Source organism: Lacicoccus kunmingensis DSM 17847, from assembly GCF_059568765.1.
On record NZ_JCANUC010000007.1, the window covers coordinates 106,487 to 133,269 of the forward strand.

Consider the following 26,783-nt stretch of genomic DNA (forward strand, 5'->3'; position numbering starts at 1 on the left):
ACTTATGAGCTGGAAAGTGCGCTCCCATTGGAATCCTTTGAACAAAGACTTGAACAGAAGTCAACTCAGTTTGTTACTGGCGGCTTTGATGGTGATAAGCTCGTTTGCATTGCGTCTTTTATTGGAAGAAGCGGCCCGAAATCGGGCCATAAAGGCGAGCTGCAGGCAATGTATTGTGATAAAGAATACAGAGGGAGCGGGATCTCACGTAAAGTCGTCGATTTTCTGATTGGACAGGTGAGAGAAATGGAAGGCGTTGAGCAGTTGAATCTCGCAGTGGTTATTGAAAACCAGCGCGCAAAAAAGTTCTATGAATCATTCGGTTTTGAAACGTATGGGACCGAGCCAAAAGCAATGTTCGATGGTGAAAAATACTTTGATGAACTTAAGATGAAACTCGAATTTGAAGGTTAAAACTTTGTGAGGTGCTGACCGATGAGAAATGTCAGAGTCGTTGATTATAATACTGATTGGCCGCGTAAGTTTGAAGAGGAAAAAGAAAAAATCGAAGCAGTATTCAAAGATGAATTAATAGAAATTCATCACATCGGCAGCACATCTGTCCCGGGGCTGAAGGCTAAACCGGTCATTGATATTATGCCGGTTGTGAAGAATATTGAAGATGTAGATCAACATGAGATGGAAATGACTGAGCTGGGTTATGAATGTCTTGGTGAATATGGCATCACAGGGCGCCGGTATTTTCGAAAAGGCGGTAATGGTCGGACCCATCATGTTCACGCTTTTGAAGAAGGCAGTGAAGATATCATCCGACATACTGCATTCAGAGATTATTTGAGAGTATATCCTGAGGTCCGTGCTCAGTATGCAGAATTGAAAGAGGCTCTGGCTGAAAAGTTTCCGAATGACATCAATGGATATATGGATGGCAAAAATCGATTTATAAAAGAAACAGAGAAGATAGCGGTGGAATGGTATAATGATTTGAATTCAAAATAAAAGCACTTCAATAATCAAAGTGCTTTTTCTGCCTATTCTTCAAGATAATCGATATACATAATCCCGTCGTATTGTTCAATCGGCACCATGGAAATCCCTCCAGTTGGAAATCTTGATTTGGATTAATTGAGCGCAATGTTAGCTCGTCAAACTCTGATTTCTGAAGAATAGTGTGTGGATTCTCCTAAAATAACCACATCATACTCCCCGAGCAGCTCCCCGTTTTTATCTTTTCTGATGCCAGATTATAATATTCCTTTGCCTCAACATTACCACATGCTGCAACAAATAAAACCGGCAGAATTAAAATCAAAAAGTATTTCATTGAACCATCGCCTTAAAATGCTATTACCGCTTGGTATTTCAAATAAACATACAGGAATTATAACGCATAGCGTTATAATTCCTAAACGCTGATATATCAACGTGTCAAAGCATTTTGACATGATAAAAGTATCGCATGTAAAAGAAGTTTGCTAGCTTAATAATATGTGTTCTTCTAAATTTAAATCAGAAGGTGAATTTGATGGAAATTGGCAGACAAATAAGAAGGTACAGAGAAAGGGATCGGCTCTCCCAGGAAGCGCTTGCGGGGAAGATATATGTATCCAGACAGACGATTTCCAACTGGGAAAATAACCGCAGCTACCCGGATATACAAAACTTGATGCTGTTGAGTGTCTTATTCAATGTTTCCCTGGATGAACTGGTTAATGCAGATGTTGATGTAATGAAAAAAGAAATCGACAGGAAAGGCTGGAACAGATATGGATATATCATGTTAATCGCATCGATGCTCGGATTGTTTTTCATAATGCCTGCTATAAGATATGATTTAATATTTTTAACAATCATTGCAGGTGCTTTGATCGTTTTGTCATTTATGGCAAGCATCAAAGTGGAAAGGTTGAAAACGCAGTATGATATCAATACTTATCACGATATTATTTCATTTTTGGAAGGTGGAAATAAAATACCGAAAAAAGATGGTTTAATTCACAAAGCGCTTCCCTATCTCTTATACATGATTATGTCTGTCATTGCCTTAACTCTCGGTCTTATCATTTTCTAAAAAGTTATGAGGATGAACGGATATGAAAAATATTTTAAACACGAACTGGTTTTGGATTATATTTATTATTGCAACGGGTCTGGTACTGGAATTTACTACGAGTTTTGATGGGTTGTTTTTATTATCTATGATTGGTGTCTGGATAGGAACGGTGTTTTATCACGAATGCGGCCACTGGTGCTTTGCGAAAGTCAGAAAGATGGAGCTATTCATGATCTCCTCATTTGTGGGAATGTATATGAACGGCAGATGGTATTTTTCAATCCCAGCCTATATCAGCTGGGGTGTCTGCGGTATGTATAAGCCTTTGAACAATGGGAGGATGACAAAAAGTGATGCTATCTGGTATATATCAGGCGGTATGATATTCAATCTGGCAGCTGTCGTGATTCTGCTTGGAATCAAATATACTCTCAACATCGAAAATGAAATTTTGAATTTCCTCATTCTGATGAACGGGCTGATAATGATTGCCACTGCGATTCCAACTAAAAATAATGACGGCGGGCGTCTATTAAGTCTATTGCGCGGTAAGTTGGATGAGTTGGAAGTATTTGAATCTGCAAATTATTCATGCGACATGGAGGTATCTGCTGAAAAAATACAGGAAGATATCACTCTTGATAATGAAAATGATTATATGGCCAGCTACGCGAGAAACTTAGCTTTTATAGAATTGAATTCTACTGACAGGAAAAATTTTGAGAATGTCTATTCAACCGAATTGAAAGAAAGGCATATCATCAATCAACCGCTCATACACGCATTGCAGGCGATGTACAAATACGCAGATGAACAGGAGTTGCAACCCCATGAGATTGAGCTTTTTAATAAGCAGGCAAGTGTCTATTCGATACCTTTCAGTAAGCTGTATCAGTTCTTTAAAACTGGGGAAGCCGGATATCTGGCATACTTTAAAAAATACGGTTCACATTTTCCGATGGAGCGTGAAAATAAAGTGTTTATGAGAGCACTCGAAGCATTCTGATTCTTCTGTCGCAATAGTTAAATATTCTATAACCGGGTATAGCTGGATGTACAATGATTACAGTTTAAAAGGGTGATGATAATGAAGGAAGTACAAAGGGTTTTATTGAAAAGAGCAAAGAAAGTACGGATATCTTATTATGATTTTATAAACAACCCTTTTGATGAAGCGCATGTTCATAGATTACGTGTGAATATTCGGAAACTCAGAGGAATTTTGAACATATTGAAAAAAGCGATGTATAAAGATGATTACATTAGATTGAACAGTGCTTTAAAGAATATTGCCCTCACGGTCAGTCATTTGAGAGACATTGATGTATTAAGTGAATTAGCAGGTGAAATCGCAAAAGATGAACCGGAAATGAGCGAACACTATCAGGAAATGTTTTTTTACTTGAAGGAAACACGATATGAAGAAATGAAAAAGGCACTGGAAAAGATTACAGAAGAAAAAACAGAGTACAGGCTGGATCAGATTGAATCTAAAGTAGCGTCATTAAAATTTAAAAAGAAGTATAGTGAAAATGAAGAATTAAAACAGTTTTTAAATATGCGTCTTTCCAGAAAGTATCAAAATTTAATGGATGAGTATGAAGTGAAGGACACAAATAACTATTCTCAGATTCATGAAATTAGAAAAGGTGCAAAGAAACTGAGGTTCGGAGCAAGATATCTGGGTAAATTGACCGAGCTCAACTATAAATGGATCAGTAAGGACGCAAATAAAATCCAGAAGGAACTGGGTGAGATTACAGACCATCACGTATATATGCAACTGCTGCATATATACGCAGATTCAACGGAGAATGATGATTTGCAGAAATTATTTTTATCTATGATGGATTTACCGAAAAAAAGTAGCTCTGCCCAGGTGCAGAGCTACTTTTTTTAATCGTTCATTCAAGAACCACAAGTTAATTGTTAACGATATGAAAGGTTTTATCCAGGTTTTCTGTTATTTGTGAGGCGGTCATCGTTTCAATGCCTGCTTTCTGAATTAAAATATAATCTGCAGTGAAGCCGTGCATGAATACTGCACTGGAAATCGCATGCTGAATGTTTTCATGTCTTCCGAGGAAGGCTGCAATCATTCCAGTCAGTACATCACCGCTCCCGCCCTTGGCAAGCCCGGCATTACCGGTATCGTTAATGAAAACTTCTCCATCAGGCGTTGCGACCAATGTGTTCGGACCTTTTAGAACAACGTACATCCCATAATCTACCGACATTTCCCGGGAAATGTTGATTCGGTTTTTATTGACTTCATCTGCTGAAGAATCAATCAGTTTTGCCATTTCTCCGGGATGTGGGGTGATGATGACAGGGTGTTTCCTGTTTTTGATTTTATTTTTCAACTTTTGTAAATCTGTCAGTCCGTCGGCATCGATGACCAGCGGTCCTTCGAAATGATCTGTCAAATGTTCTACCATCCTTCTGGTGTTATCATTCACACCGAGGCCGGGACCTATGGCAATGACGTCTTTACCGTCAATAAAAGCCAGCAGGTCGTCTTTTCTGTCAAAAAGTGTTGCCTCAGGAATGTATCCAGTGATGGTGGAAAATATATCAGAATGTGTATTGAGTGCCGTAAGCCCTGCCCCGCTCTTGACCGCAGCTGTGGTCGTCAGTACCGCAGCGCCGGGCATATTACTGCTGCCTGCGATGATACCGGTCTTTCCATGCGACCCTTTATGGGAATGGTCATCTCTATGCGGCCAATGATTCATTACATCTTTTTCAGTCCAGAGGTACCGCTCTGGTTTTACAGCCTTCTCCACTGCTTTTTCAGGTATGCCTATATGAATGACTTTCGTTTTACCGTAAAAACTACGTGCAGGATACGTGTAATAGCTCAGTTTAGGTAAACCGATTGTGAATGTGTAATCTGATTTTAGCGTATTTTCCGGTACCGGTGATTCATCAGCTGGCAGACCGCTTGGCAGATCTATGGAGACTATGGTGTTGTTCAGACTGTTCAATTCCTGAAAAATTTCTGCATACGGTGATTTAATTTCACCTTTAACTCCTGTGCCGAGCATTGTATCAATAATAATATCTGCTTTTTTCATAATTTCACTGTCATACTGTGTGAACGTGAAACCTGAATTGAGAAAGATATTTTTATGATAATCTGCATCTCCGCTGATTTTATTGGTGTCAGGTATGACACATACATCAACATCATGACCGTTTTCCTTCAATACTTTTGCGATGACGAAACCGTCACCGCCATTATTGCCGCTGCCGATAAGTACACAGAATGTCTGGTTGTGAAAGTTTTTCATAATGTTTTTTGCCGCGACCCGGCCGGCATTTTCCATCAGAATTTTTCCGTCGATACCTATATTTTCGATTGCATATTCATCAATGGCCCTCATCTCTTTACCTGTAACGACTCTCATGCTTATCCTCCTTGTCAAGTATCAAATAAACCCCTTGAGGACAGCTGATCTATCACTCAAGGGGTCTCGGTCTATGCTTCCCGCAAAATCTTTTCCATCTTCTTGCCTTTTGCCAATTCATCAATCATCTTATCCATGTAACGGATTTCCTGCATCAGCGGCTCTTCGATTTCCTCGACTCTGACGCCGCATATCACACCTCTTATTAAATCCCGGTTAGGATTCAATTTTGGCGCTTCATTAAAGAAAGTTTCAAAGTCTGTTTTATTTTCAACATGTTTTTCAAGTTCAGTCTGTGTATACCCTGTCAGCCAGCGGATAATCCCGTCGACCTCTTCTTTAGTCCGGTCTTTTTTCTCCGCTTTTGTAATGTAATGTGGATAGACACTTGAGAATGCCATTTTATATATTTTGTGGCCGGCCATAAACCCGCCTCCCTGATTTTAATTTATTGAATATATCTGTAAGCGAGCAGTTCTTTAAGTGATTTGATCTCCGCTTTCAGTTTGACACCGATGTTCGTATCACGCACTTTTTTACGCTCGAGTTCTTCATCCACTACACGGCGTACACTTAATGCGTCTGCTCCATTTCTTAAGACTTTTTCTTTAGTGTTGAAATGCTGATGGGCAACAAGCTGCATGCCGAATGAATTGTAAAGCAGTGTATAGCCTGCGATACCGGTTGTTTTCTGATATGCCTTTGAAAATCCGCCGTCAATGACCAGCATTTTACCATTCGCCTTAATCGGATCTTCTCCGTCAATTTCTTTGACTGGTGTGTGCCCGTTTATGATTCTGCCCTGTTCCGGGTCGAGATTGAATTCTTCCAGCATTTTACGGCACATATTGACGTCTTCCCTCAAGTAGTAATATGGGTTTTTCTCTTCCTTATGTGATGTTTTATCCGTGATGAAATATCTTTCAAAAGTGGTCATCGCCCGTTTGCCGAATAATGATGAGTATTTTCCGGTCCACAAGTACCAGACAATATCCGTTGCGAGATCATCTGTATTCTCCTTGTTTGAAAATGATTGACGGAGATACTCTTCAAATTTATCGAGCAGCTCGCGGCCTTTGAATGTTTCCCCTTCGATTTCCATGGATTCCATTTCACCATTCTCATCGACCGGTATGCAGCCGTGAATCAGCAGGTTGCCGTTATATTTCAAGTAAAGACTTCCTTTTTTCATGAGGAAATTCATATGTCTCTTCAGTTTTTCAGATTGCTGGATGGACAGTAATAGTTTATTGATGACTTCCTCTTCTTCGGGTAACAGTTTTGTCGGGTCCTCTCTGTCGACCGTCTGAAAACAGGTGTTTTCAAGTGTATATGTGTTGTCGTACACTGTCAGTTGATTATTATCATAATCAACCTTTTCAAGTACAAGTCTTTCCTCCATTTCGAAAAATGGACGGCGTTTGATGATTGGCGCTTCCAGTTTGAACTGGATGATGGCGATCGCCTGGTGGATTTTAGTGATCTGCAGCTTTTCAAGCTCTGAAAGCTCTTCTCCCGAGGTCACCTTAGGATGGAAAGCCGAATTGTCATCATAGTATTTCTCAGCCAGGTTGACCAAAGGTCTAAGGTTGATGCCGTAGGCATCTTCGATAATATTCAAGTTGTCGTATCTTGCACAGATTCTTAAAATGTTGGCAAGACATACTTTGGAACCTGCGTAGGCACCGATCCATAAAACGTCATGATTCCCCCACTGGATGTCGAGTGAATGGTAATCAATCAGCGTATCCATGATTTTATCGGGTTCAGGACCGCGGTCATATATATCGCCGACAACATGCAGATGGTTGACCACCAGACGCTGCGTAGAATATGACAGGCCGATGATGAGCTTATCTGCCTGGCCCAGTGAAATAATCTGATTGACCAGCTTTTCGTAATACGTTTTTTTGTTCGCATCCTCATCAGTTTTATAAAGCAGTTCCTCGATGATGAATACAAACTGCTGAGGTAATGCTTTTCTAAGCTTTGAACGGGTATATTTTGTAGATGAATGTGCAATCAGATCGATCATCTGATGAATCGTCGTTATATACCACTCATCGAGTGCCTCTTTCGTTTCAAATTCATTTTTTATGAGCTGAAGTTTTTCTTCCGGATAATAGATCAAGGCTGCGAAATTACTGATTTCATCATCGGACAGCGTATCTTTGAAAAGCTCGGCGATTTTTTGTCTGACGTTTCCGGAACCGTTTCGGAGTACATGCTGAAAGGCCTGGTATTCTCCGTGAAGGTCGCTGACAAAATGCTCAGTTCCTTTAGGGAGATCCAATATGGACTCCAGATTCATAATTTCAGTCGCCACTTTTTCCTCGTTATCATATTTATTGGCAAGCAGGTCTAAGTATTTCTCTTTCAAGCCTGTATCATTAGTCTCAAGCATAGTAGACACTCCCATTTAATGTTACATACTATTATACTAGATTTTCGTCTGAGTATAACCCATTCAATGTAAAAGAATGCATTTTCTTATTATGAGTTACAATTTACAACGACGCTTTGTATAATGGTAATAAGACTAATAATATTCAGGGGGTCAGTCAGATGAAGTGGTGTCTCTCCGTTTTTGTCATACTATTGTCCAGCCTGGTCTATACGCCTCTTTTAAATGCAAATGAAACCTTCACGCCTGATACACTACCGGATGAAATCGACGAATATGTGCAGCAGAATGAAGAAACCAATGCAGGAGTGACCATCTCCCTTTTCGAATCAGATGATGTTATATTTCAAGGGAATTATGGTTACAAAGATATTGAGAACGGAATGGAAGTGGATGATGACACCGTTTTTGAATGGGGATCGATAACGAAACTGCTGGTATGGGTTTCAGTGATGCAGCTATGGGAAAACGGGCAAATAGATCTTAACCGCGATATTAAAGATTACTTACCATCAGATGTACTGGAAGACACTGTATATGACCAGTCGATCACAATAACGCATTTGATGAATCATGAAGCAGGATTCCAGGAAACCTTAGCGAATTTGTTTGTGGAAGAAGTCAGTGAAGATTATACATTGCATCAGGCAGTGAAAGATTCCGAGCCTGCACAAATATATGAGCCGGGTAATGTCTCGGCATATTCGAATTATGGTGTGGCACTGGCTGCTTTAGTTGTAGAGGAGATATCTGGCCAGTCATTTGATGTCTATGTGAAAGATCATATTTTTGAGCCGCTTGAAATGGAAGAGACTTCAATTTCTGTTGATGCCTCAGACAATGAATGGGTGCACAGAGGGAGAGAAGAAGTCAAAACCTATTCTGCGTCCGGCAGTGAATTAGGAGAAAACCGATTATATATCCCTCTTTATCCAGCCGGTTCTGCAATGGGGACAATGGGCGACCTTATAAAGTTCGGTCAGGCCCTGCTACCCGGCGACAGTGGATCATCACTGTTCAATGATGGTGAAACTTTAAATGAAATGCACCGGCCGACAAAATACTTTGCAGATACCGATATTCCATATAATGCGCACGGATTTTGGGTGGAAATATTTGAGGAGCCTGTCATTGGACACGGAGGCAACACGTCAGGATTTTCGTCGCATGTCAGATTGGATATAAATAAAGAGATTGGATATGCCGTGATGACGAATCAGGAAAATGAAGTGATATATAATTTTATGCTGGCTGAAGAGATATTCGGTGAAGCGGTCCATTCAGATTACAGCGGATTTTTACAAAGCCATGATGATATGTTTGTAAGGATGGCAAGAACAGTTAAAGAAGGCCCGCAAAAATTCATGAATATGCTGATTACTCCACTCTCCATCTATGAACCTGAACGATATGTCATGGTGCCTTATGAATATGACGGGAGGACGTATTATTCATATCCGAATTTTGATCTGGAAACCCTTGGAATGTTTGAACTATTTTCCGTAGTGGGCCTCTACCTTCTATTTATCATTTCGACGATATATTCAGCGCTCACTCTCACGGCCGGCGGATTGATTACACGCCCATTCAGAAATAAAAGGTCAGATGGAAAAACAAAACAGGATTTTAATAAATGGCATTATATCGGTAATGCGCTCGCCCTCATCATATTTATAAATTTTATAATTTATTTATCACAGATCACCGGTTTTAGGCCTCTTGAAGTTTATATGTGGCAGATTTACTTATCCTTCATATTATTAGTGATATTAGTAATTTATTTATTATTATACATTGTAATGCTGTGGCGGACAGAGGTGCGTAAATGGACATATCCAAAATACTTAATGACGCTCACAGCCATGTCCGTTGTGCTGTATCTGCTTTTATACCTGGATTTATATCAGTTCTGGGCTATATGAAATAAAGGGATAAATATGCTTTTTATTTTATAAATACACTTTAGATGGTATAGTTGGAGAAAGGGACTTATTACCCTTTTCTCCAACATTAACGATAACACCACTGTATTTATGTAAGCGTTTACAATATTGAAGGGGAAGTGAGATGATGACAAGAAAAGTAAATCGCGCAACCGCAGCAGTCTGGGCAGGGGAAAAGGATTACAGAGCACACGGCGCAACGCAGGTACCGGTGGTTAACAGCGTTTCTTATGACTACACGGACCTTGCACACTGGTATGATGTGGCCACAGGGGAAGCGGCAGGACACATTTACTCGAGGAACACGAATCCGACCGTCGCCTCTTTTGAGGACAAGGTCAGACAGTTGGAAGGCGCAGAGGCGGCGACGAGCTTTGCGACTGGAATGGCTGCCATCAGCAATGCGTTTTACACATTCCTGAAACCTGGTGAACGGGTGGTAAGCATCAAAGATTCATACGGCGGTACGAACAGAATCTTCAGTGATTTTCTGCCGCATATGAATATTGAGGCTGTCCTGTGTGATACGGGAGACCATGAGGCGCTCGAAGAAGAGATCAAAAAAGGATGCAAGGTGGTACATTTGGAATCACCGACGAATCCGACGGTAAAAATCATTGACATTAAAAGAATCGCAAAAGTTGCACATGAAGTCGGTGCCATCGTTGTTGTGGATAACACATTCGCCACACCTATCCTTCAAAGTCCATTGGAGCTTGGAGCGGATCTCGTCATTCACAGTGCGACCAAGTTTTTAGGCGGACATGCCGATGCACTCGGCGGTGTTTTATGCGGCAGGTCGGAACTTGTGGGTGAAGTGCACCATTACCGTGAAATCAACGGTGCGACTCTGGACCCGCATGCGGCATATTTATTGTTGAGGGGTTTGAAGACGCTGGACTTAAGGGTCAGAAAGCAGACTGAAAATGCGGAGAAGCTTGTTGAGTATTTGGAGTCACACCCGGAAATTTCAGATTTGTTCTATCCGGGACTGAAAAACCATCCGCACCACGATATAGCAACGGAACAGATGAGAGGATACGGCGGTATTTTCAGTTTCTCACTGAAAGGCGGGATGGAGGCTGTCAGAAAGGTACTGCCCCGTTTGAAATATGCGAACAGGGCCGCAAACCTGGGTGCTGTGGAGACTACCGTCGGACCGGCTAACACGACAAGCCATGTTGAATCCACTGAAGAGGAACTGGTCAACCTTGGCATCCCGTCCAGTCTGGTACGCTATTCTGCAGGGATTGAGGATTTTGATGATTTAAAAGACGATTTGGAAAATGCTCTCAGTATTCTCGAAAAATAATAAAGAGAGAGGAGACATGTGATGTTCTCCAAAAAAGAGTATAAGAAAAGACTTAATAGAACCAAACAAAGCATGATGCAGTATGGAATCGAAGTCCTGGTTGTGTCCAACCCATCGAATATGTGCTACCTGACAGGATATAATGCATGGAGTTTCTATGTCCATCAGGTGGTTGTTGTATTCATTGATGAAAAAGAACCTTTATGGATCGGCAGAGGGATGGATTCGAGAGGTGCAGAACAGACGACATGGATGAAGCCGCTAAATGTGATGAATTACCCTGATGAATACGTCCAGTCGACGATAAAACATCCGATGGACTATGTAGCAGAAGTTCTGCTTGAAATGGGAAAAGGAGAACGGAAAATAGGTGTGGAGATGGATGCATTTTATTATACGGCAAAATGTCATGAAAGAATGCTCTATGAACTCCCGGAAGCGGAATTGAAAGACGCCAGCGGAATCGTTAACTGGGTCAGATTGATCAAAAGTAATAAAGAGATAAGCTATATGAGAAACGCAGCGTATATAGTGGAACAGGCAATGACAGCAGCCTATGAAACAATAGAAGTCGGCACAAGGGAAAATGATGTGGCGGCTGCCATTTACAGTGCACAAATGCATGGCAGTGAAGATTTTGGCGGTGACTACCCTTCTATGGCACCGATGATTCCGACCGGAGAACAGACTGCGAGTCCGCATTTGACATGGACGGACAGGCGGTATGTGGACGGTGATCTGGTCACGATAGAAATTGCCGGTGCATACCGGAGGTATAATGCGCCGATGGCCAGAACGATGTCACTCGGAAAAGCAGAGCCCAGAGTGCTGGAAGTCGGAAAAGTCATCATGGAAGGTCTTGAAGAAACATTGAATTATATCGAGCCCGGACACACTGCTGCAGAAGTGAACAACGTGTGGGCAGGAACGATTGCAAAATATGGCTATGAAAAAGAAGCGAGAATCGGCTATTCAATCGGCCTGAGCTATCCCCCGGACTGGGGAGAGCATACAATCAGTTTACGTCAGCATGATAATTCGATTTTGGAACCGAATATGGTGTTCCATCTGATGCCCGGAATGTGGTTTGAAAACTTTGGTGTGTCAATCACGGAACCATTTGTTGTGACTGAAAACGGCGTGGAGCTGCTGACGTCATTTGAACGTAAAATTTATCAGAAAGGAATCGACTAAACAGACGGATTTCCAAAAAAACAGGAGCAAACCTTTGAGAATAAGGGTTTGCTCCTGTACTTTTTATGCTTTCAATACGTTATCTGTCGCTTTTGCGCCTGCTATATCTTTTTCAGTCAATTCTTTTTTTGAAAATGTCGTCCATGTTATTGATACGTTTGTGTGGTTGATTGAAATGCCCGGATGGTGCTGCTGACTTTCGGCATATACGGCAAGTTTCTGCACGAATGCTATGCCTTCAAGATATTTATCGAACTTAAAGGTCTTCTTCAATTTTTCACCGTCAAGTTCCCATCCATCGAGTTTTTCAGCTTCAGTTTTCACATCACTCATAAATTGGTCACCTCCGTAAAATGCTTACTCCTCTTTACCTTTTAACGGAGATGGTTAAACGTATTTAATGTTGTGGACTGAAATAAAATCTAGTTATTTTCGCTTGCGTCATAATCACCGAAAATGGTTTCGGGTAAAAGAAAGTTGTAAGTGACCTCCTGTGCTTCATTAGCCATTACCGCGTATCCGACATCTTCTTCAATATCTATCAGAAGATTTGAAGTGAAGGCGTTTGTGTTTCCACTGTGTCCGTATACAGGATTGTCAAAGTTTGTAACCATAAAACCATGTGCATTCCTTGGATTGTCCGTATCTCCGTAGTACTGCGAGATTTCGAACATGGATTCCATTGTTTCCCTGTCATCAAATAAAGGCGTGTCATTATTTGAGGGGAACAGTGCTTGTGCGAATGTGACAAGGTCCGGCAGTGTACTTACCGCAGAGCCCGCCGGGTATAATAGAATATGCCGCTGTTCTTCGGCTGTCGGGGGTATGGATGGCAGGTAGCCTGCCGTATCTGCTCTGGCTTCACGAATTTCGGGATTATCACTTAAATCGGGTGCAAGTGCGGTTTCATCCATATCCAGAGGTCCGAGAATGTTTTCATGTACATATTCATAAAAAGGCTGGCCGCTCAATTCTTCTACAATGTAGCCTGCGAGTGCCGTGCCCCAGTTTGAATATGAAGTTACTGCACCGGGCTCATATAATTGATCTGGCTGATGCTCTTTTATTTCTTCCTCAAGGGAATAGTTGTCCGGAATATCTGTAACAAAGAGGTCGGCAATTTCATCTCGAAATCCGCCCTGGTGATTCATCAGATGTATCATTGTGACAGGATCATCTTGTTCAAAGTCATCGAGAAATTCATCAGGAAGATATTCTGTGATGTCTCCTTCCAAATCAATCAAGTCATCTTCAACAAGCTGCATGACACTGATCCACGTCAGTAATTTTGTCACTGAACCCCATTCAAAAACGGATTCTCTGGAAACATCGATTTCTTCATCCAGATTCTGTTCGCCTTCATATGTTTCGTGTATGACTTCAACCGGTGTAAAAACAGCGAACATCACTGCGGTATCTACTTCATCATTTTCCGACATGAAGTCTTCTATTTCATCATCCAGGTCGTCTTCTTCAATACCGGAAGGAAGCGTCACATCAGTAAATGAGGTGAAAAGAGATCGGATAATCATCGCTGAGCTGATTAACATGAGCAGTTTATGTGTGATAATGGACCTCCCCTTTTAAAAACAGTCGTTACTGATGAATAATTGGCTGCGTAATCAGTTTTTTAAGCTTTGAACGAATAAGTCATCAGTAATTCTGAAGTTATGCGAATCCAGCCTGTTGTCAGTCCAGTCTGTCGATAATTCTGTGGTAACCGTCGCTGCCGTAATCGAGACATCGTTTGACGCGGGACACTGTCGCACTGGATGCGCCGGTACTATCCTGTACTTTTTTATATGTGTGGCCTTCTTTAATCATTTTTGCAACCTGAAATCTCTGTTTGAGGGCGATTAGTTCATTTGTTGTGCACAGATCATCAAAGAAATGATAGCAGTCTTCCAAACTTTCAAGCTTCAATATGCCTTCAAATAAGTCGTCGAGCTCCTGGCCTTTAATATTATCTATTTGCATAAAAACTCCCTCCATTAATAAAATCATCTTATCAAATTACTTTAGCGAATTAAAGCGTTAAACAATTATTCTGACAATCCTTGCATATCGCTGTCATATTTGTTACTATCAGATTTATCAGTTATTCTTTACTACGCTAAAGTGTTAAAGGAGATTTATTATGGAGAACACATTGATTATCAACCGCTTGAAATTAGCACAGGATTATACAGCACTGCTGGACGAGGAAAACTACCAGCTGGTCGACCTGAACATGGTGGAGCCTTTTTACATCGAGGATAAGGAACATCATCCCTCTACAATCATTTTTGAAAGAACCGAGCAATTGATGTCCATCAGAAGTGATTGGACGCGTTCTCTTTTGAACTACAATGAAAATTACCAGTTGAATCAAAGTCACTTTGGCTATTTCGGACCGGTCGTCAGAGGTTACGAAACCTTTTATCAGGCAGGTGTCGAACTTTACGGTCCCGGTGAGGAAGAGATTTTAAAAAGCATTGATATGCATTTATCATTTTTTAAAAGTAAAACGACTGACAGATACAGGGCCATCGTCGTAAACAATGATGAGCTCCTTGATTTATACATTGAGAAGTACGATTTGGACAGCAGCATAAAAGAGCTTATATATGAAAAGAACATATCGGAAATCAGAAAGGTGCTTGGTGAAGCGCACCCGCTCACTATTTTGATGACTGCCAAAGTGAGCGATCAGATTGAAATCATCAACAATGAATTTGAAAACAGTGAAGTGCTGGGGTTCATCAACCATTTAAGAAGTTATCTGGAAGATTATAATATGAAATTCATACTGGATTTATCATTCCGCTCGCCCCAGTCGTATTACAACGGTTTTTATTTTCAAGTATTTTTAAATCATGATTACCCGCTTTTAAGCGGCGGTGAATACAACAGTAATGCATTCGGCATTGCTGTGAATCTTTCGAATGGAGGTTTGCTATGATTACTGTAGCGCTGACCAAAGGCAGATTATTTAAAGATTTTACGGCTTATTTGGAAAATAATAACTTAACACAGTATATCGAGCCATTATCGGAAGAGACCCGTTCGCTTTATACTGTGGTGGATAATGTAAAATTCATCTTTGCAAAAGGTCCGGACGTTCCGACCTATGTCGAGAGCGGTGTGGCGGATATCGGTATCGTCGGCTCGGATATTATCGTTGAGGATGCGTTCAATATACTGAACGTTTCCCAGCTTCCGTTCGGGGACTGTCATTTTTCGGTGGCCGGTCTGCCCGACCAGGGAGAAATGAAAACCATCGCCACAAAGTATACTAATGTTGCCTCTAAATATTTCCGGGAAAAGAAGATGGATGTATCACTGGTGCATCTGAACGGCTCCGTTGAGCTTGCGCCGCTCCTCGGCTTGACTGACGGCATCGTGGATATCGTCCAGACGGGTAATACATTGAAAGATAACGGGCTGATCGAGTATGAAAAGATCATGGATATACATGCACGCTTGATCGCCAATAAAAGAACCTTCTATACAAAAGAAGATGAAATCTATAAATTTTTAACAGAAATCGGGGTTTTCTAATGGATGCTCTGGAATTAAAAAAAGTATTCGAAGAGAAATATGTTGAGAATCAAAGTTTTGACGGTATGAGCAATGTCATCCAAACTTTGGAGGACGTCAAGAAAAATAAAGACTGTGCCTTAAGAAGCTATACCGAGAAATTTGACGGTGTGAAGCTGGATAATTTCAAAGTGCCGGCTGAAAAACTCAAGAAAAGTTATGATTCTCTGCCGGCAGAAGAAAAACAGGCACTGGAAACGATCAGACAGAGAATAGAAGCTTACCAGAAGACGATAAAATATACAGATCAAGATGATGGTGAATTCAAATATGTTTATCACCCGCTTGAAAAGATTGGTGTTTATGTGCCGGGCGGCACGGCGCTCTATCCTTCCAGCGTATTGATGACCGTGGTGCCTGCGATTGCTGCAGGAGTGAAGGAGATACACGTCACTACACCGACATTTGAAGACAATAATATTACATTTGCTGCACTTTATTTGTGCGGCGTGGAAAATGTTTATACCGTCGGCGGCGCACAGGCGGTCGCAGCACTTGCCTACGGTACTGAAACGATACCTAAAGTCGATAAGATTGTCGGGCCGGGCAACTATTATGTTGCGATGGCGAAACGTCTGTTATTCGGAGAGGTCGGCATCGATATGATCGCCGGGCCGAGTGAAATCCTTCTATATATAGATGATAAAGTGGATGTGGATTCCATCGTTTATGATATTTATGCCCAGTCGGAGCACGATGCCAATGCACGGACATTTTTGCTCAGTGAAGATGCGGACATTATTGACCGTATAGAATCCAGATTGACAGAGCTGATAGACGAGCAGCCGAGAGCGGATATCATAAGAGCCTCCATCGAGGAGAACCATTATGCAGTGGTTGATTACAGAGAGGCACTGATAGACCTGGTCAATTATATTGCGCCGGAACATGTGTCTGTCCAGCATGAGGATTCGGCCATGATCGTTAAAAACATCAAATATGCAGGTGCGGTTTTTGAAGGTTACCACACACCTGAGGCAATAGGGGACTACGCCGCCGGACCGTCACATGTGCTGCCGACGGACCGTACCGGCCGTTTCAGCCATGGTCTGAACGTCAATGATTTCCTGACGAGCCACGCAATCATTTCTTTGAATGAAGACACTTTTCAGGACATTGCTGGACCTGCGATGACAATCGCCAAAAAAGAAGCACTTGATGCACATTATCAGTCATTGAAAATTAGAACGGAGTGATTACATGATCATCATGGACAGGAATACGAGTCCAATATCACCATTGTCGGATGAAGCGATGATGGAAGTGTTATCCAGAACAAAAATTAATGAGTATCCAAGTGCAGAAATCGATCATTTCAAAAAAACGTATGCGGATTACTACGATTTAAATCCGGACAACATCGAAGTGGCCAACGGTTCCGATGAATGGATCCAGAAAGTGATTATGACACTCGGACAGGACGGCGTAATGACAGTGTCACCTGACTTCGTCATGTATGAGGAGTATTCAGCCCAGATTGATGCGAAGTTCACGACAGTGCCGTGTGATGAGAACTACAGGTTTGATTTTGATGAAGTCGTTACCCGGATTCATAAGGAACAGCCGTCTTTATTTTTAATATCGATGCCGCATAACCCGACCGGCCAGCTGTTTAAATATGAAGAGCTGAAAAAACTGTCGGATGCCATGAAAGAGATCGGCGGCTGCCTGGTCATCGACGAGGCGTATGCCGAGTTCGGTCCTGATTTTGATAAACCGGAAGGTGAACATGTTCTGATCATCCGGACTTTAAGCAAAATGTACGGTATCGCCGGCCTCCGGGTCGGACTTGTCATTGCCGAAGGAGAAACTTTTGAGAAAGTGACCGGCATCAACCATCCCTACCCTGTCAATTCACTATCGTTGAACCTGTCTTCAAAAATCTTTGAAGAGAAAGAGGCGCTGGCAGATTTTATAGACTATCAGAAAAAGTCGAAGGAAATGCTGGAAGATGCCTTCGAAAAAGTCAGTGACAAAGTGAATGTCATAGAATCCTATACGAACTTCGTCTTCACCTATGGTGAAAACGCAGTGGCTTTGGGGCAGTATTTGATGGACAATGGCTACAGGTGCAGAATGTACAATAATGAATCACTGAACAATGTTGTCAGGTACTCCATTATTAAACATGAAGATTACGACCGTTTAAATAAACTAATTTCAGAATGGGGCAATCAGAATGTATGAAAAAGAAAGATCTACAAAGGAAACACGGATTACAGTCAAATTGGATGATCAAAAGCCTTTTAAAGAATCCAGTATTTCGACGAATGTCGGTTTTTTCGACCATATGCTGACGCTGCTCTCATTCCACTCTGAGCTGTATCTTTACGTGGATGCGAACGGTGATAATGAAGTGGATGACCATCACACGGTTGAAGATGTCGGAATCATTCTCGGCCAGCTGCTGAGAGAGTTGTATGTGGAAAAAGAATCATATCGGAGATACGGCTCGTATTATATCCCTATGGATGAGTCGCTGGCACGTGTCGTCCTAGATTTATCAGGGAGACCGCACCTGAATTTCCAGGCGAAGTTTTCCAAAGAGAAAGTCGGTGCTTTTGATACAGAGCTCGTGATGGAATTCTTCAATGCCCTGAGCATGAACAGCAGGATGACACTGCATGTCGATCTGCTGAAAGGCGGCAACACACATCATGAAATCGAGGCGGTCTTCAAGGCCTTTGCACGCAGCTTGAAAGCGGCGCTCGAGGAAACCGAATCCGGTGTCCCCTCTTCTAAAGGTGTCATTGAATGATAGGTATCGTTGATTATTCCCTGGGAAATATCCAAAATATCAAAAATGCTCTGGAAAAGCTCGGACAGGATTTTATTTTATCAAGCAGAAAAGAAGATTTAATGGAATGTGATGCCATCATCCTGCCTGGCGTGGGGCATTTTGGAGAAGCGATGAACACTATTGAAGCACTGGGCATAAAGGAAGACCTGATTGAACTTGCTGAAACAAAACGAATGGTCGGTATATGCCTTGGTATGCAGCTGTTGTTCGAGTACAGCGAGGAAGGCGATGCAGCCGGACTGGGGCTGCTGCAGGGCCGGGTAAGGAAAATTGACACTGATCATACGATACCTCATCTCGGGTGGAACACATTAAACAGCGGATATGACGCGCTTGATCAGAGAGATGTGTATTTCATACACAGCTTCATGGTCACCCGCTCGCCGCATATCATTGCAACAGCTGACTACGGTGTGGACGTCCCTGCTGTTGCACAATATGAAAATGTTATCGGTATCCAGTTTCATCCCGAAAAATCAGGTGATGCCGGGTTGGAAATACTGCGTAAAGCAATCAAAGGAGGATTTCAATGAACATCATACCGGCTGTAGATATAATTGATGGGCAGAATGTTCGTCTGACGCAAGGTGATTATGATAAGAAAACATCGATGAAACGAACGCCTGAAGAAGCGGTGCAGTTTTATTCGACTTTTGAACAGGTTGGAAGAATCCACATCGTGGATCTGATGGGTGCACTGAAACAAAATGCACTGGAAACAACAGTCATCGGTAAACTTAAATCCCTGACGGATCGTCCGATGCAGATTGGCGGCGGCTTACGTAATCTGGAGACAATAGAGACTTATGATGAGATCGGCATCGATTATTTCATCCTGGGTACAAGGGCAATTATGGATATAGACTGGCTGAAAGAAGTGGTCAGACTTTATCCGGGAAGAATTTTCGTCGGTGTAGACGCCAGACAGGATGATATATACGTCAATGGCTGGACTGAAAACAGCAATATCACGATTGACGACTATTTATCGGAAGTGGAAGATCTGGAGTTTGCCGGAATCATTTATACGGATATCAATAAAGATGGAATGAATCAGGGTCCAAACTTTGAAAATACAAAGCGTATTAATGAACTGACAAAACATACTGTCATCGCAAGCGGTGGTGTACGGAATAAGGCAGATCTCGAAAAACTTGAATCAATGGGAATCGACAATGCGATAGTCGGAAAAGCGAGCCATAATGACGAATTTTGGGAGGGGATAGAATGATTAAAAAGAGAATCATACCCTGCCTGGATGTCAAAGACGGCAGAGTTGTCAAAGGTGTGAACTTCGTCGGTTTGAGGGATGTGGGCAGTCCCGTTGAACTTGCCAAGAGATATAATGAAGAAAACGCAGATGAACTGGTTTTCCTCGATATTTCCAAAACACAGGATGGACATGACCTGATGCTGGATATGATCCGGGAAACGGCAAAAGAACTGTTCATACCGCTGACGATCGGCGGCGGTATCAGAAGCGTGGATGACATCAGGCAGCTGCTGAATGCCGGTGCAGATAAAGTCAGCATCAACTCTGCAGCGATTAAAAATCCTGAGCTGATCAGAGAAGCGGCGGACACTTTCGGCAGCCAGTGTGTCTGTGTAGCGATTGATGTCAAGTATGACAATGAACGAAAGGATTACTATGTGTACACCCACGGCGGCAGCAAAGCGACGGATATTAAAGCATTCGACTGGCTGAAACAGGCTGCTGACCTGGGCGCAGGTGAACTGCTGATCACAAGTATGGACCATGACGGTGTCAAAGAAGGGTTCGACATCAGTTTCTTAAAAGAAGCGGTCAAACTTGTCAATATTCCGATCATTGCAAGCGGCGGTGCCGGAAATATCGAACATTTTGTGGAACTGTTCAACGAAACAGATATTTCTGCAGGGCTCGCTGCATCGATATTCCACAACCAGGAAGTGGAAATTAAAGATTTGAAAGAAAAATTGAACGAAGAAGGATTCGAGGTGAGATTGTCATGACACCTGATTTTGATAAAGCAGGCGGACTCCTGTCAGTGATATTGCAGGACTGGAACACCGGACAGGTACTGATGAACGGCTTCATGAACGAGGAAGCCTACCGGAAAACCATCGATGAGAATGTCGTATGGTTCTACTCAAGAAGTAAAGCGCGCCTTTGGAAAAAAGGTGAATCCAGCGGCCATATACAGACAGTCAAAAAGATGGCGCTGGACTGCGACCAGGATGCGCTGCTGATTCAGGTGGTGCCACATGGGCCGACATGTCACCTGGGTACACAGAGCTGCTTCGGAGATGATCACTTCAATGTACAGAGCCTTGAGAAGATTGTTAAAAATAAAGTTGAAAATCCCGAAGAAGGATCATACACCAAATATCTGATGGATGAAGGGCTGGATAAAATCCTCAAAAAGTGCGGTGAGGAAATGACGGAAATCGTCATCGCCGCAAAAAATGACGATAAGAAAGAAGTCATAGATGAAACAAGCGATCTTCTGTATCACCTTCTCGTTATGCTCAGGCAGCAGAACGTATCTTTGAAAGAAGTGGAAGACAACCTGCAGCAACGTCACGGAGAAACTCTGAATTACAAAGTAAGGGAAGATATCGAGGAATGGTAAGAGGAACAATTTAAACAAAAAAAGGGTACAAAATCGAAGAGGTAGTGATTTTGTACCCTAAAACTATATATTAGTAATTTCTGAGAACCTTATTTAAATGTTACTTTGATTCGGATACTGCCTGTTTCGAATAGCTGGCAGCAGATTGACCGGCTGTAAGTCCAAATACAGACCCGGACATTAAACCTGATCCACCCGGATAGTTATGATAGAAAAGTTCGCCGACCATTTCCCCGGCTGCATATAACCCTTTGATTGGCTGATTTTCTTCATCTAAAACTTCCGCTTTATTGTTGGCTTTGATTGCACCAAAAGTGAATGTGATGCCGCATGTCACCGGATACGCATAGAAAGGACCTTTGTCCAGTGTGAGTGCCCAGTTTGTCTTCTCCGGCGAAGCCCCTTTTGTCGACTTGCCATCCTTGATACTTGGGTCATATTCACCGTCCTGGACGGAATCATTATAAACATCCACTGTCTTTTTGAATACTTCCTTATCCACTTTCATTTTATCTGCCAACTCATCCAAAGTGTCAGCTTCAAAAACGGTTGCTTCTACTAAATCGTATTCTTTTCTCAGTAATGGTCTGACCTGGCTGTCATACAATTGGAAAGCTTTTTGGTCTTTCTGTCTCAAAGTCTCCTTACCATACTTAGCATAAGTATAGTTTCTGAAGTCGGCACCTTCATCCACAAATCTCTCACCATCAACATTGATGATCAAACCTAAAGGATACGATGATTTTTTGTAAATATCGCCCGGTTTGGAATAATCCCCGACTTTTGGCGCATTGAAGTCAGTTGTATGTGCGTGACAGCCATCATATTGGCCGGCTCTTTTTGCACCTGCGTCCAATGCCATCTTTATCCCGTCACCGGTATTGTATTCGCTGCCGCGAACAATCGCCTTCTCCCATTCATCTCCGAGATACTTAATCCTCAATTCTTTGTCTGCTTCAAATCCGCCGCATGCCAGCACGACAGAGTGTGTCTCAACCAAAACTTCCTCCTGGTTGTCTTTGTTTACATAGACACCTGTCACTTCATCGTTTTCTTTCTCCAATTTCATAGCAGGAGACTCATACCAGATTTCAACACCGTATTCCTCAGCTTTATCAAATAATGATTCTACCAGGCCGATACCTTTTTTATGTGTTTTAACAGGCAGGCCACCCCAGAATGTTTTCTTTCCTTCTTTTTCAAAGAATTGGTTTTCATTCAGTTCGAATTTTACGCCCTGCTCTTTCATCCATAGTATGGTTTCATAAGATTTTGTGACAAGGAGTTCCGCAAGCTCAGGGTTGCTTTTATTTTGAGTGACTCTCATTAGATCATCATTGAATTCCTCATTTCTATACTGAGGCATCTCAATATTCTCAGCTTCTTCATCAGTTAAATCATCAATGACTTTTTGAATGCCAGCCAAATCATTATAGGCAAATCTGATTGCTCCATCCGTAAAGAAAGAGTTGCCTCCCCTTTTGTGTTTCGGACCTTTTTCCAACATCAATACCTTCGAACCTTTTTCACCGGCAGCCACAGCAGCGCTCAAGGCTGCATTACCTGTACCTACTACTACAACATCAAACTTTTTGTTTTCAGACATACACTCACCCAATCCTTTAATAATTAATATAAATACGATAATTCAAGGTTAATGTAGTGTATAGTATAAGTAAAATATCATTTATCGATGAATGACTATCAAATTTTTCTATGGAGATGATGATCATGAATGAAAAAGACTGGCATATCATAGTTAATTTATATGAAGAGAAGAATATTACCAAAACAGCAAAAAAATTGTATATCTCCCAACCATCCCTGACTTACAGGATTAAACAGATTGAATCTGAATTCAAAACGAATCTGATTCACAGAGGTAACAAAGGAGTAATATTCACCAGTGAAGGAGAGGTCGTTGTTCAGTATGCCAGAGAGATGTTAAAACACCTGCAGTCCACGAAAGAAAAAGTGAATAATATCAGCGGTAAATTTAAAGGCACTTTGAATTTGGGTGTGTCCAGTAATTTTGCATTATATACACTGCCAATCCTGTTAGAAGGGTTCAGCTCAAAATATCCTGATATAGACATTCAGTTAAATACCGGATGGAGTTCGAAAGTGCTGGGATATTTGAGCAATGAGAACATCCATGTCGGTATTGTCAGAGGAGATCATAGCTGGAGAGGAGAGAAAGAACTGCTGAAGCAGGAAAAGTTATTTGTTGTATCGAAAGAAAAAATATCTTTATCCGAACTGCCACATTTAAATTACATCAGATTCAATACGGATATATACTTAAAAAACACATTTGAAAATTGGTGGCAAAACAATTATGATGTACCGCCTAAAATCACCATGGAACTGGATCGAATTGAAACTTGCAAAGAACTGGTCAAGAGGGGCATCGGTTATTCATTAATGCCTGAAATCAGCCTGAGGGACGAAGATGACTTGTACAAAGTGGAACTGACCATTGATGGTGAAGCATTAATACGTGATACCTGGCTATGTTACCGTGAAGAATTGCTTGAACTCGATATAGTCGATGCATTTGTCAGCTATACTAAAGAACATTTTTCTGTTCAAACATAAAATATGGGACCTGGATTTTATCCAGGTCCCATTCACTTACTTGTTTAATTTATCCCCTGCTCTTTCTCTTTCTTTCTGATATCAAGGAATACTTTAGTTTCAGCAACTACCACTCCGGACAGTAATACAAGTCCAATCAAGTTTGGAACAGCCATCAGAGCGTTGAAGACATCTCCAAGGTTCCATACTGTTGAAAGTGACATTGTAGCACCTGGAATGATTGCAATAACAAAGACGATTCTGTATAACATTGTAAATTTCGAACCGACCAGGTAAGTGAAACATTTTTCTCCAAAGTAACCCCAGCCAAGAATTGTTGAGAATATGAATACGAGTAATGTTATCGCGACAACATAGTCACCAACGCCTGGTAAGAAAGCTTCAAATGACTGTGCTGTCAGAGCTGCACCTTCAGTACCTGAAGCGTACATGTCCGCCATTACCAGTGTGATACCAGTAATCGAACAAACAACAATTGTATCGATGAAAACCTGAGTCATTGAAATCAGAGCCTGACGTGCAGGCACATCTGTTTTCGCCGCCGCGGCTGCGATACCGCCTGTACCGAGACCGGCTTCGTTTGAGAACAAGCCTCGGGCGACACCCATACGAATGACAGTACCAAGCGCACCACCGGCAACAGCATTACCAGTAAATGCATCGGTAAAGATCAAGCCTATCGCTGCAGGGACCTGATCAATTTGTATGATCATTATAGTAATACCAGCTAAAAGGTAGAAAACAATCATGAAAGGTACGAGTATACCTGCAGTTCTACCTATACTCTTAACACCGCCCAATAACACTGATCCGACTAGGACAGCCATTATCACACCTGTCAGCCATGTCGGAACATTGAACACGTCAAGGGCAACATCGGACGCCGCATTGGCCTGGATCATATTTCCTATACCGAATATTGCTGCAAAGACAGCGAAGAATGCGAATAATACGCCCAGCCATTTTTGGCCAAGACCGTGTTCCAAGTAATACATCGGTCCGCCGGACATTTCCCCTTTTGAGTTTTTCTGACGATATTTAACCCCTAATATACCTTCGGAATATTTAGTCGCCATACCGACAAGTGCCGTCATCCACATCCAGAACACTGCACCGGGCCCACCGATTACAACAGCCGTAGCCACACCGACGACGTTTCCGGTACCCACTGTAGCTGCAAGCGCTGTCATAACTGCCTGGAAGTGTGAAATATCCCCTTCACTTGTGGCATCCTCTCTCTTAAATAACATCTTGAGTGAGTATGGCAGCATACGGAATGAGAAGAATGAAATTCTAATCGTTAGAAATATCCCGGTACCTACCAAAAAGATAATCAGTGGCAATCCCCAAACAAAGCCACTGAGCCAAGCAATAAAATCTGCTATTGATTCACCCATTGTAAAATCCTCCCCTTAATATGTATTCTTCACAAAGGTATATGAATTCTCAAATAATGTCAATATTGTGAATAAGATAATAAATACTATAAAAGTGAATTTATTATAGATATTGTAATTAAATTACGTAGATTATGTAAGTTATATTTCTCACGTGTGGATTAAACATCGTATGTTACAACTTTTAATTAAAAAAGTCATTTGAAAGTTTCACTTTCGAGATATACTAAATAATATTGTATTTTTCTAATTAATAATTTTCAAAAAACTCGTTGACAACGCTTTCACATATTAATATAATGAAATTGTGTTCGAATAACATATCTAGGTACGATTGCCGTACAATGGGAGGTGTAAGAATGGATAATGTTTTTATTGACAGTGTGGATACATATATTTGTGATCTGCCTGTGAAACGTCCGCATCAGCTTGCAATGACAACTATTACTACGCAGGCGATTGTGATTACAATCATTAAAGATAAATCCGGAAGAACCGGTGTTTCTGAAGTAGCAACTATCGGTGGTGCCTCATATGGTGACAGTACTGTAGAAGCCATAAAAGCCAACGTGGATAAATACATCGTTCCGCATCTGATAGATCAGAGTCCAATCCATTTCAACAGAATTATGACAACAGTTTCAAAGTACGTGAGAGGAAACTATTTTGCGAAAGCTGCCATAGAAACTGCCTTGATAGATTTGGCTGCAAAGCAAAGAGAAATTCCTGCTTATGAACTTTTTGGCGGAAAGATCCATGATTCATTACCTCTGGCATGGACATTGGCAAGCGGAGATACAACTAAAGATATAGACGAAGCTCAGGAAATGCTGCATAAAAAAAGGCATAACATCTTCAAATTGAAAATAGGTCATGGTGATCCTACAGCCAACGTCAATCATGTAGGAGAAATTATAAAAGCTGTCGGAGATCAGTCCAGAATAACTGTGGACATCAACCAGGCATGGGATGAGTACACTGCGTCCAAACAGATCAGAGCTTTGGAGGAAATGGGTGTATCCATGATAGAACAGCCGCTCCCGACATGGAACTATGAAGGTATGAAGAGATTGACCGAGAAATTTGATGTGTCAATACTTGCAGATGAATCGACGACATCACTGCATGATACTTACCGCATCATCAAAGAGAGAGCCGGAGATGCTGTAGCACTTAAACCGGCAAAGCACGGCGGTATTCTCGAGACGAGAAAGATTGCGGGTATTGCTGAAGCTGCAGGCTTTGGAATATACGGGGGCACAATGATCGAGTCAACTGTAGGTAATGCAATCGCAGCAAGCGTTTATTCGACGATACCTGAATTTAAGTTCGGAACAGAAATATTCGGTCCGCTGCTCTACCAGGATAAACTGACCCTTGAAGATATTAAGGTTGAGAACTTCGAAATACAAATACCGGATGATATCGGTTTTGGCAGCACATTGGACTACGATAAGCTCAACCACTATCAGAGATAGGCAAACCGTCAAACGGTTGTTATATAAATAATAAAAATATTA

Annotated in this window: 27 protein-coding genes; 19 read left to right on the forward strand and 8 right to left on the reverse strand. The window is 41.7% G+C overall.

Features of this window, described 5'->3' with window-relative positions; genetic code table 11:
• Nucleotides 1-27: 27 nt before the first annotated feature.
• The 5 genes from BO48_RS08890 to BO48_RS08910 all read left to right on the forward strand — a co-directional run bounded on the left by BO48_RS08890 (nt 28) and on the right by BO48_RS08910 (nt 3,914).
• On the forward strand, nt 28-414 hold the full coding sequence (locus BO48_RS08890) for a GNAT family N-acetyltransferase (protein WP_496367092.1): 387 nt from the start codon (nt 28-30) through the stop codon (nt 412-414).
• A gap of 21 nt (nt 415-435) precedes the next feature.
• On the forward strand, nt 436-960 hold the full coding sequence (locus BO48_RS08895; RefSeq protein ID WP_496367093.1) for a GrpB family protein: 525 nt from the start codon (nt 436-438) through the stop codon (nt 958-960).
• A gap of 526 nt (nt 961-1,486) precedes the next feature.
• The gene (locus BO48_RS08900; protein WP_496367094.1) at nt 1,487-2,032 is read left to right on the forward strand and encodes a helix-turn-helix domain-containing protein; all 546 of its coding nucleotides are present in this window, start codon (nt 1,487-1,489) and stop codon (nt 2,030-2,032) included.
• Between the two features lie 22 nt (nt 2,033-2,054).
• Nucleotides 2,055-3,020: a hypothetical protein gene (locus BO48_RS08905; protein ID WP_496367095.1), complete on the forward strand. Its 966-nt coding sequence runs from the start codon at nt 2,055-2,057 to the stop codon at nt 3,018-3,020.
• A gap of 81 nt (nt 3,021-3,101) precedes the next feature.
• Nucleotides 3,102-3,914, forward strand: a complete 813-nt coding sequence (locus BO48_RS08910) for a CHAD domain-containing protein (protein ID WP_496367096.1) — start codon at nt 3,102-3,104, stop codon at nt 3,912-3,914.
• A gap of 22 nt (nt 3,915-3,936) precedes the next feature.
• On the opposite strand, the gene BO48_RS08915 is transcribed toward BO48_RS08910, so the two are convergent.
• From BO48_RS08915 to BO48_RS08925, 3 genes are all read right to left on the reverse strand, one after another.
• Entirely contained in the window at nt 3,937-5,424 is a 1,488-nt protein-coding gene (locus BO48_RS08915; RefSeq protein ID WP_496367098.1) for an NAD(P)H-hydrate dehydratase, read from the reverse strand.
• A gap of 71 nt (nt 5,425-5,495) precedes the next feature.
• Nucleotides 5,496-5,849: a DUF2200 domain-containing protein gene (locus BO48_RS08920; protein ID WP_496367099.1), complete on the reverse strand. Its 354-nt coding sequence runs from the start codon at nt 5,847-5,849 to the stop codon at nt 5,496-5,498.
• A 23-nt stretch (nt 5,850-5,872) separates the two neighbouring features.
• Entirely contained in the window at nt 5,873-7,828 is a 1,956-nt protein-coding gene (locus BO48_RS08925) for a fructose-1,6-bisphosphatase (RefSeq protein WP_496367100.1), read from the reverse strand.
• A gap of 161 nt (nt 7,829-7,989) precedes the next feature.
• Here BO48_RS08925 and BO48_RS08930 point away from each other — a divergent pair, with 161 nt between their 5' ends.
• The 3 genes from BO48_RS08930 (at nt 7,990) to BO48_RS08940 (ending at nt 12,277) form a co-directional block, all read left to right on the forward strand.
• The gene (locus BO48_RS08930) at nt 7,990-9,750 is read left to right on the forward strand and encodes a serine hydrolase domain-containing protein (protein ID WP_496367101.1); all 1,761 of its coding nucleotides are present in this window, start codon (nt 7,990-7,992) and stop codon (nt 9,748-9,750) included.
• Between the two features lie 148 nt (nt 9,751-9,898).
• A complete protein-coding gene (locus tag BO48_RS08935) occupies nt 9,899-11,083 on the forward strand; it encodes a cystathionine gamma-synthase family protein (protein WP_496367102.1) in 1,185 nt (394 codons plus the stop codon).
• Between the two features lie 21 nt (nt 11,084-11,104).
• Nucleotides 11,105-12,277, forward strand: a complete 1,173-nt coding sequence (locus BO48_RS08940; RefSeq protein WP_496367103.1) for a M24 family metallopeptidase — start codon at nt 11,105-11,107, stop codon at nt 12,275-12,277.
• 63 nt (nt 12,278-12,340) lie between these two features.
• Here the strand turns inward: BO48_RS08940 and BO48_RS08945 are convergent, their stop codons facing one another.
• From BO48_RS08945 to BO48_RS08955, 3 genes are all read right to left on the reverse strand, one after another.
• Entirely contained in the window at nt 12,341-12,610 is a 270-nt protein-coding gene (locus BO48_RS08945; protein WP_496367104.1) for a 4a-hydroxytetrahydrobiopterin dehydratase, read from the reverse strand.
• 89 nt (nt 12,611-12,699) lie between these two features.
• Nucleotides 12,700-13,827, reverse strand: a complete 1,128-nt coding sequence (locus tag BO48_RS08950) for a serine hydrolase domain-containing protein (RefSeq protein ID WP_496367105.1) — start codon at nt 13,825-13,827, stop codon at nt 12,700-12,702.
• 139 nt (nt 13,828-13,966) lie between these two features.
• Nucleotides 13,967-14,254, reverse strand: coding sequence for a YerC/YecD family TrpR-related protein (locus BO48_RS08955; protein ID WP_052255339.1), 288 nt, complete (start codon nt 14,252-14,254; stop codon nt 13,967-13,969).
• A gap of 160 nt (nt 14,255-14,414) precedes the next feature.
• Between BO48_RS08955 and BO48_RS08960 the strand changes: the two genes are divergently transcribed.
• From BO48_RS08960 to hisIE, 9 genes are read left to right on the forward strand one after another with little or no spacing between them, the layout of a single operon-like run.
• A complete protein-coding gene (locus BO48_RS08960) occupies nt 14,415-15,218 on the forward strand; it encodes an ATP phosphoribosyltransferase regulatory subunit (RefSeq protein ID WP_496367106.1) in 804 nt (267 codons plus the stop codon).
• Nucleotides 15,215-15,817, forward strand: a complete 603-nt coding sequence (gene hisG, locus BO48_RS08965) for an ATP phosphoribosyltransferase (protein ID WP_496367107.1) — start codon at nt 15,215-15,217, stop codon at nt 15,815-15,817. The genes BO48_RS08960 and hisG overlap by 4 nt, the downstream gene beginning before the upstream one ends.
• The gene (hisD, locus tag BO48_RS08970) at nt 15,817-17,052 is read left to right on the forward strand and encodes a histidinol dehydrogenase (RefSeq protein ID WP_496367108.1); all 1,236 of its coding nucleotides are present in this window, start codon (nt 15,817-15,819) and stop codon (nt 17,050-17,052) included. Before hisG ends, hisD begins: the two co-directional genes overlap by 1 nt.
• Nucleotides 17,053-17,056: 4 nt before the next feature.
• Nucleotides 17,057-18,043 (forward strand): pyridoxal phosphate-dependent aminotransferase, encoded by a 987-nt coding sequence (locus BO48_RS08975; RefSeq protein ID WP_496367109.1) that lies wholly within the window; start codon nt 17,057-17,059, stop codon nt 18,041-18,043.
• Entirely contained in the window at nt 18,036-18,614 is a 579-nt protein-coding gene (hisB, locus tag BO48_RS08980) for an imidazoleglycerol-phosphate dehydratase HisB (protein ID WP_496367110.1), read from the forward strand. The genes BO48_RS08975 and hisB overlap by 8 nt, the downstream gene beginning before the upstream one ends.
• Nucleotides 18,611-19,189 carry an imidazole glycerol phosphate synthase subunit HisH gene (gene hisH / locus BO48_RS08985; RefSeq protein WP_496367111.1) on the forward strand — a complete coding sequence of 193 codons (579 nt, stop codon included), beginning with the start codon at nt 18,611-18,613 and terminating at the stop codon, nt 19,187-19,189. Before hisB ends, hisH begins: the two co-directional genes overlap by 4 nt.
• Nucleotides 19,186-19,887 (forward strand): 1-(5-phosphoribosyl)-5-[(5-phosphoribosylamino)methylideneamino]imidazole-4-carboxamide isomerase, encoded by a 702-nt coding sequence (gene hisA / locus BO48_RS08990; RefSeq protein WP_496367112.1) that lies wholly within the window; start codon nt 19,186-19,188, stop codon nt 19,885-19,887. Before hisH ends, hisA begins: the two co-directional genes overlap by 4 nt.
• On the forward strand, nt 19,884-20,648 hold the full coding sequence (gene hisF / locus BO48_RS08995; RefSeq protein WP_496367113.1) for an imidazole glycerol phosphate synthase subunit HisF: 765 nt from the start codon (nt 19,884-19,886) through the stop codon (nt 20,646-20,648). Before hisA ends, hisF begins: the two co-directional genes overlap by 4 nt.
• On the forward strand, nt 20,645-21,268 hold the full coding sequence (gene hisIE / locus BO48_RS09000) for a bifunctional phosphoribosyl-AMP cyclohydrolase/phosphoribosyl-ATP diphosphatase HisIE (protein ID WP_496367114.1): 624 nt from the start codon (nt 20,645-20,647) through the stop codon (nt 21,266-21,268). The genes hisF and hisIE overlap by 4 nt, the downstream gene beginning before the upstream one ends.
• Nucleotides 21,269-21,368: 100 nt before the next feature.
• Here hisIE and tcuA read toward each other — a convergent pair whose 3' ends face one another.
• Nucleotides 21,369-22,874, reverse strand: a complete 1,506-nt coding sequence (gene tcuA / locus BO48_RS09005) for an FAD-dependent tricarballylate dehydrogenase TcuA (protein ID WP_496367115.1) — start codon at nt 22,872-22,874, stop codon at nt 21,369-21,371.
• 125 nt (nt 22,875-22,999) lie between these two features.
• Between tcuA and BO48_RS09010 the strand changes: the two genes are divergently transcribed.
• Nucleotides 23,000-23,866, forward strand: a complete 867-nt coding sequence (locus tag BO48_RS09010; RefSeq protein ID WP_496367116.1) for a LysR family transcriptional regulator — start codon at nt 23,000-23,002, stop codon at nt 23,864-23,866.
• A 44-nt stretch (nt 23,867-23,910) separates the two neighbouring features.
• Here the strand turns inward: BO48_RS09010 and BO48_RS09015 are convergent, their stop codons facing one another.
• Complete coding sequence (locus BO48_RS09015; RefSeq protein ID WP_496367117.1) at nt 23,911-25,263, reverse strand: alanine/glycine:cation symporter family protein; 1,353 nt, start codon at nt 25,261-25,263, stop codon at nt 23,911-23,913.
• Between the two features lie 359 nt (nt 25,264-25,622).
• Between BO48_RS09015 and BO48_RS09020 the strand changes: the two genes are divergently transcribed.
• Nucleotides 25,623-26,741 (forward strand): muconate/chloromuconate family cycloisomerase, encoded by a 1,119-nt coding sequence (locus tag BO48_RS09020; protein WP_496367118.1) that lies wholly within the window; start codon nt 25,623-25,625, stop codon nt 26,739-26,741.
• The last annotated feature ends 42 nt before the right edge of the window (nt 26,742-26,783 follow it).

What these genes read in the sequence shown, in the direction of transcription:
- BO48_RS08950 (WP_496367105.1), bottom strand. Translation starts at nt 13,827, where the DNA reads ATGTTAATCAGCTCAGCGATGATTATCCGATCTCTTTTCACCTCATTT.
- BO48_RS08945 (WP_496367104.1), bottom strand. Translation starts at nt 12,610, where the DNA reads ATGAGTGATGTGAAAACTGAAGCTGAAAAACTCGATGGATGGGAACTT.
- hisH (WP_496367111.1), top strand. Translation starts at nt 18,611, where the DNA reads ATGATAGGTATCGTTGATTATTCCCTGGGAAATATCCAAAATATCAAA.
- hisG (WP_496367107.1), top strand. Translation starts at nt 15,215, where the DNA reads ATGATTACTGTAGCGCTGACCAAAGGCAGATTATTTAAAGATTTTACG.
- BO48_RS08915 (WP_496367098.1), bottom strand. Translation starts at nt 5,424, where the DNA reads ATGAGAGTCGTTACAGGTAAAGAGATGAGGGCCATTGATGAATATGCA.
- hisA (WP_496367112.1), top strand. Translation starts at nt 19,186, where the DNA reads ATGAACATCATACCGGCTGTAGATATAATTGATGGGCAGAATGTTCGT.
- tcuA (WP_496367115.1), bottom strand. Translation starts at nt 22,874, where the DNA reads ATGTCTGAAAACAAAAAGTTTGATGTTGTAGTAGTAGGTACAGGTAAT.
- BO48_RS08925 (WP_496367100.1), bottom strand. Translation starts at nt 7,828, where the DNA reads ATGCTTGAGACTAATGATACAGGCTTGAAAGAGAAATACTTAGACCTG.
- BO48_RS08935 (WP_496367102.1), top strand. Translation starts at nt 9,899, where the DNA reads ATGACAAGAAAAGTAAATCGCGCAACCGCAGCAGTCTGGGCAGGGGAA.
- BO48_RS08910 (WP_496367096.1), top strand. Translation starts at nt 3,102, where the DNA reads ATGAAGGAAGTACAAAGGGTTTTATTGAAAAGAGCAAAGAAAGTACGG.
- BO48_RS08975 (WP_496367109.1), top strand. Translation starts at nt 17,057, where the DNA reads ATGATCATCATGGACAGGAATACGAGTCCAATATCACCATTGTCGGAT.
- BO48_RS08905 (WP_496367095.1), top strand. Translation starts at nt 2,055, where the DNA reads ATGAAAAATATTTTAAACACGAACTGGTTTTGGATTATATTTATTATT.
- hisIE (WP_496367114.1), top strand. Translation starts at nt 20,645, where the DNA reads ATGACACCTGATTTTGATAAAGCAGGCGGACTCCTGTCAGTGATATTG.
- BO48_RS09015 (WP_496367117.1), bottom strand. Translation starts at nt 25,263, where the DNA reads ATGGGTGAATCAATAGCAGATTTTATTGCTTGGCTCAGTGGCTTTGTT.
- BO48_RS08900 (WP_496367094.1), top strand. Translation starts at nt 1,487, where the DNA reads ATGGAAATTGGCAGACAAATAAGAAGGTACAGAGAAAGGGATCGGCTC.
- BO48_RS08960 (WP_496367106.1), top strand. Translation starts at nt 14,415, where the DNA reads ATGGAGAACACATTGATTATCAACCGCTTGAAATTAGCACAGGATTAT.
- BO48_RS09020 (WP_496367118.1), top strand. Translation starts at nt 25,623, where the DNA reads ATGGATAATGTTTTTATTGACAGTGTGGATACATATATTTGTGATCTG.
- hisD (WP_496367108.1), top strand. Translation starts at nt 15,817, where the DNA reads ATGGATGCTCTGGAATTAAAAAAAGTATTCGAAGAGAAATATGTTGAG.
- BO48_RS08955 (WP_052255339.1), bottom strand. Translation starts at nt 14,254, where the DNA reads ATGCAAATAGATAATATTAAAGGCCAGGAGCTCGACGACTTATTTGAA.
- BO48_RS08920 (WP_496367099.1), bottom strand. Translation starts at nt 5,849, where the DNA reads ATGGCCGGCCACAAAATATATAAAATGGCATTCTCAAGTGTCTATCCA.
- BO48_RS09010 (WP_496367116.1), top strand. Translation starts at nt 23,000, where the DNA reads ATGAATGAAAAAGACTGGCATATCATAGTTAATTTATATGAAGAGAAG.
- BO48_RS08895 (WP_496367093.1), top strand. Translation starts at nt 436, where the DNA reads ATGAGAAATGTCAGAGTCGTTGATTATAATACTGATTGGCCGCGTAAG.
- hisF (WP_496367113.1), top strand. Translation starts at nt 19,884, where the DNA reads ATGATTAAAAAGAGAATCATACCCTGCCTGGATGTCAAAGACGGCAGA.
- BO48_RS08930 (WP_496367101.1), top strand. Translation starts at nt 7,990, where the DNA reads ATGAAGTGGTGTCTCTCCGTTTTTGTCATACTATTGTCCAGCCTGGTC.
- hisB (WP_496367110.1), top strand. Translation starts at nt 18,036, where the DNA reads ATGTATGAAAAAGAAAGATCTACAAAGGAAACACGGATTACAGTCAAA.
- BO48_RS08940 (WP_496367103.1), top strand. Translation starts at nt 11,105, where the DNA reads ATGTTCTCCAAAAAAGAGTATAAGAAAAGACTTAATAGAACCAAACAA.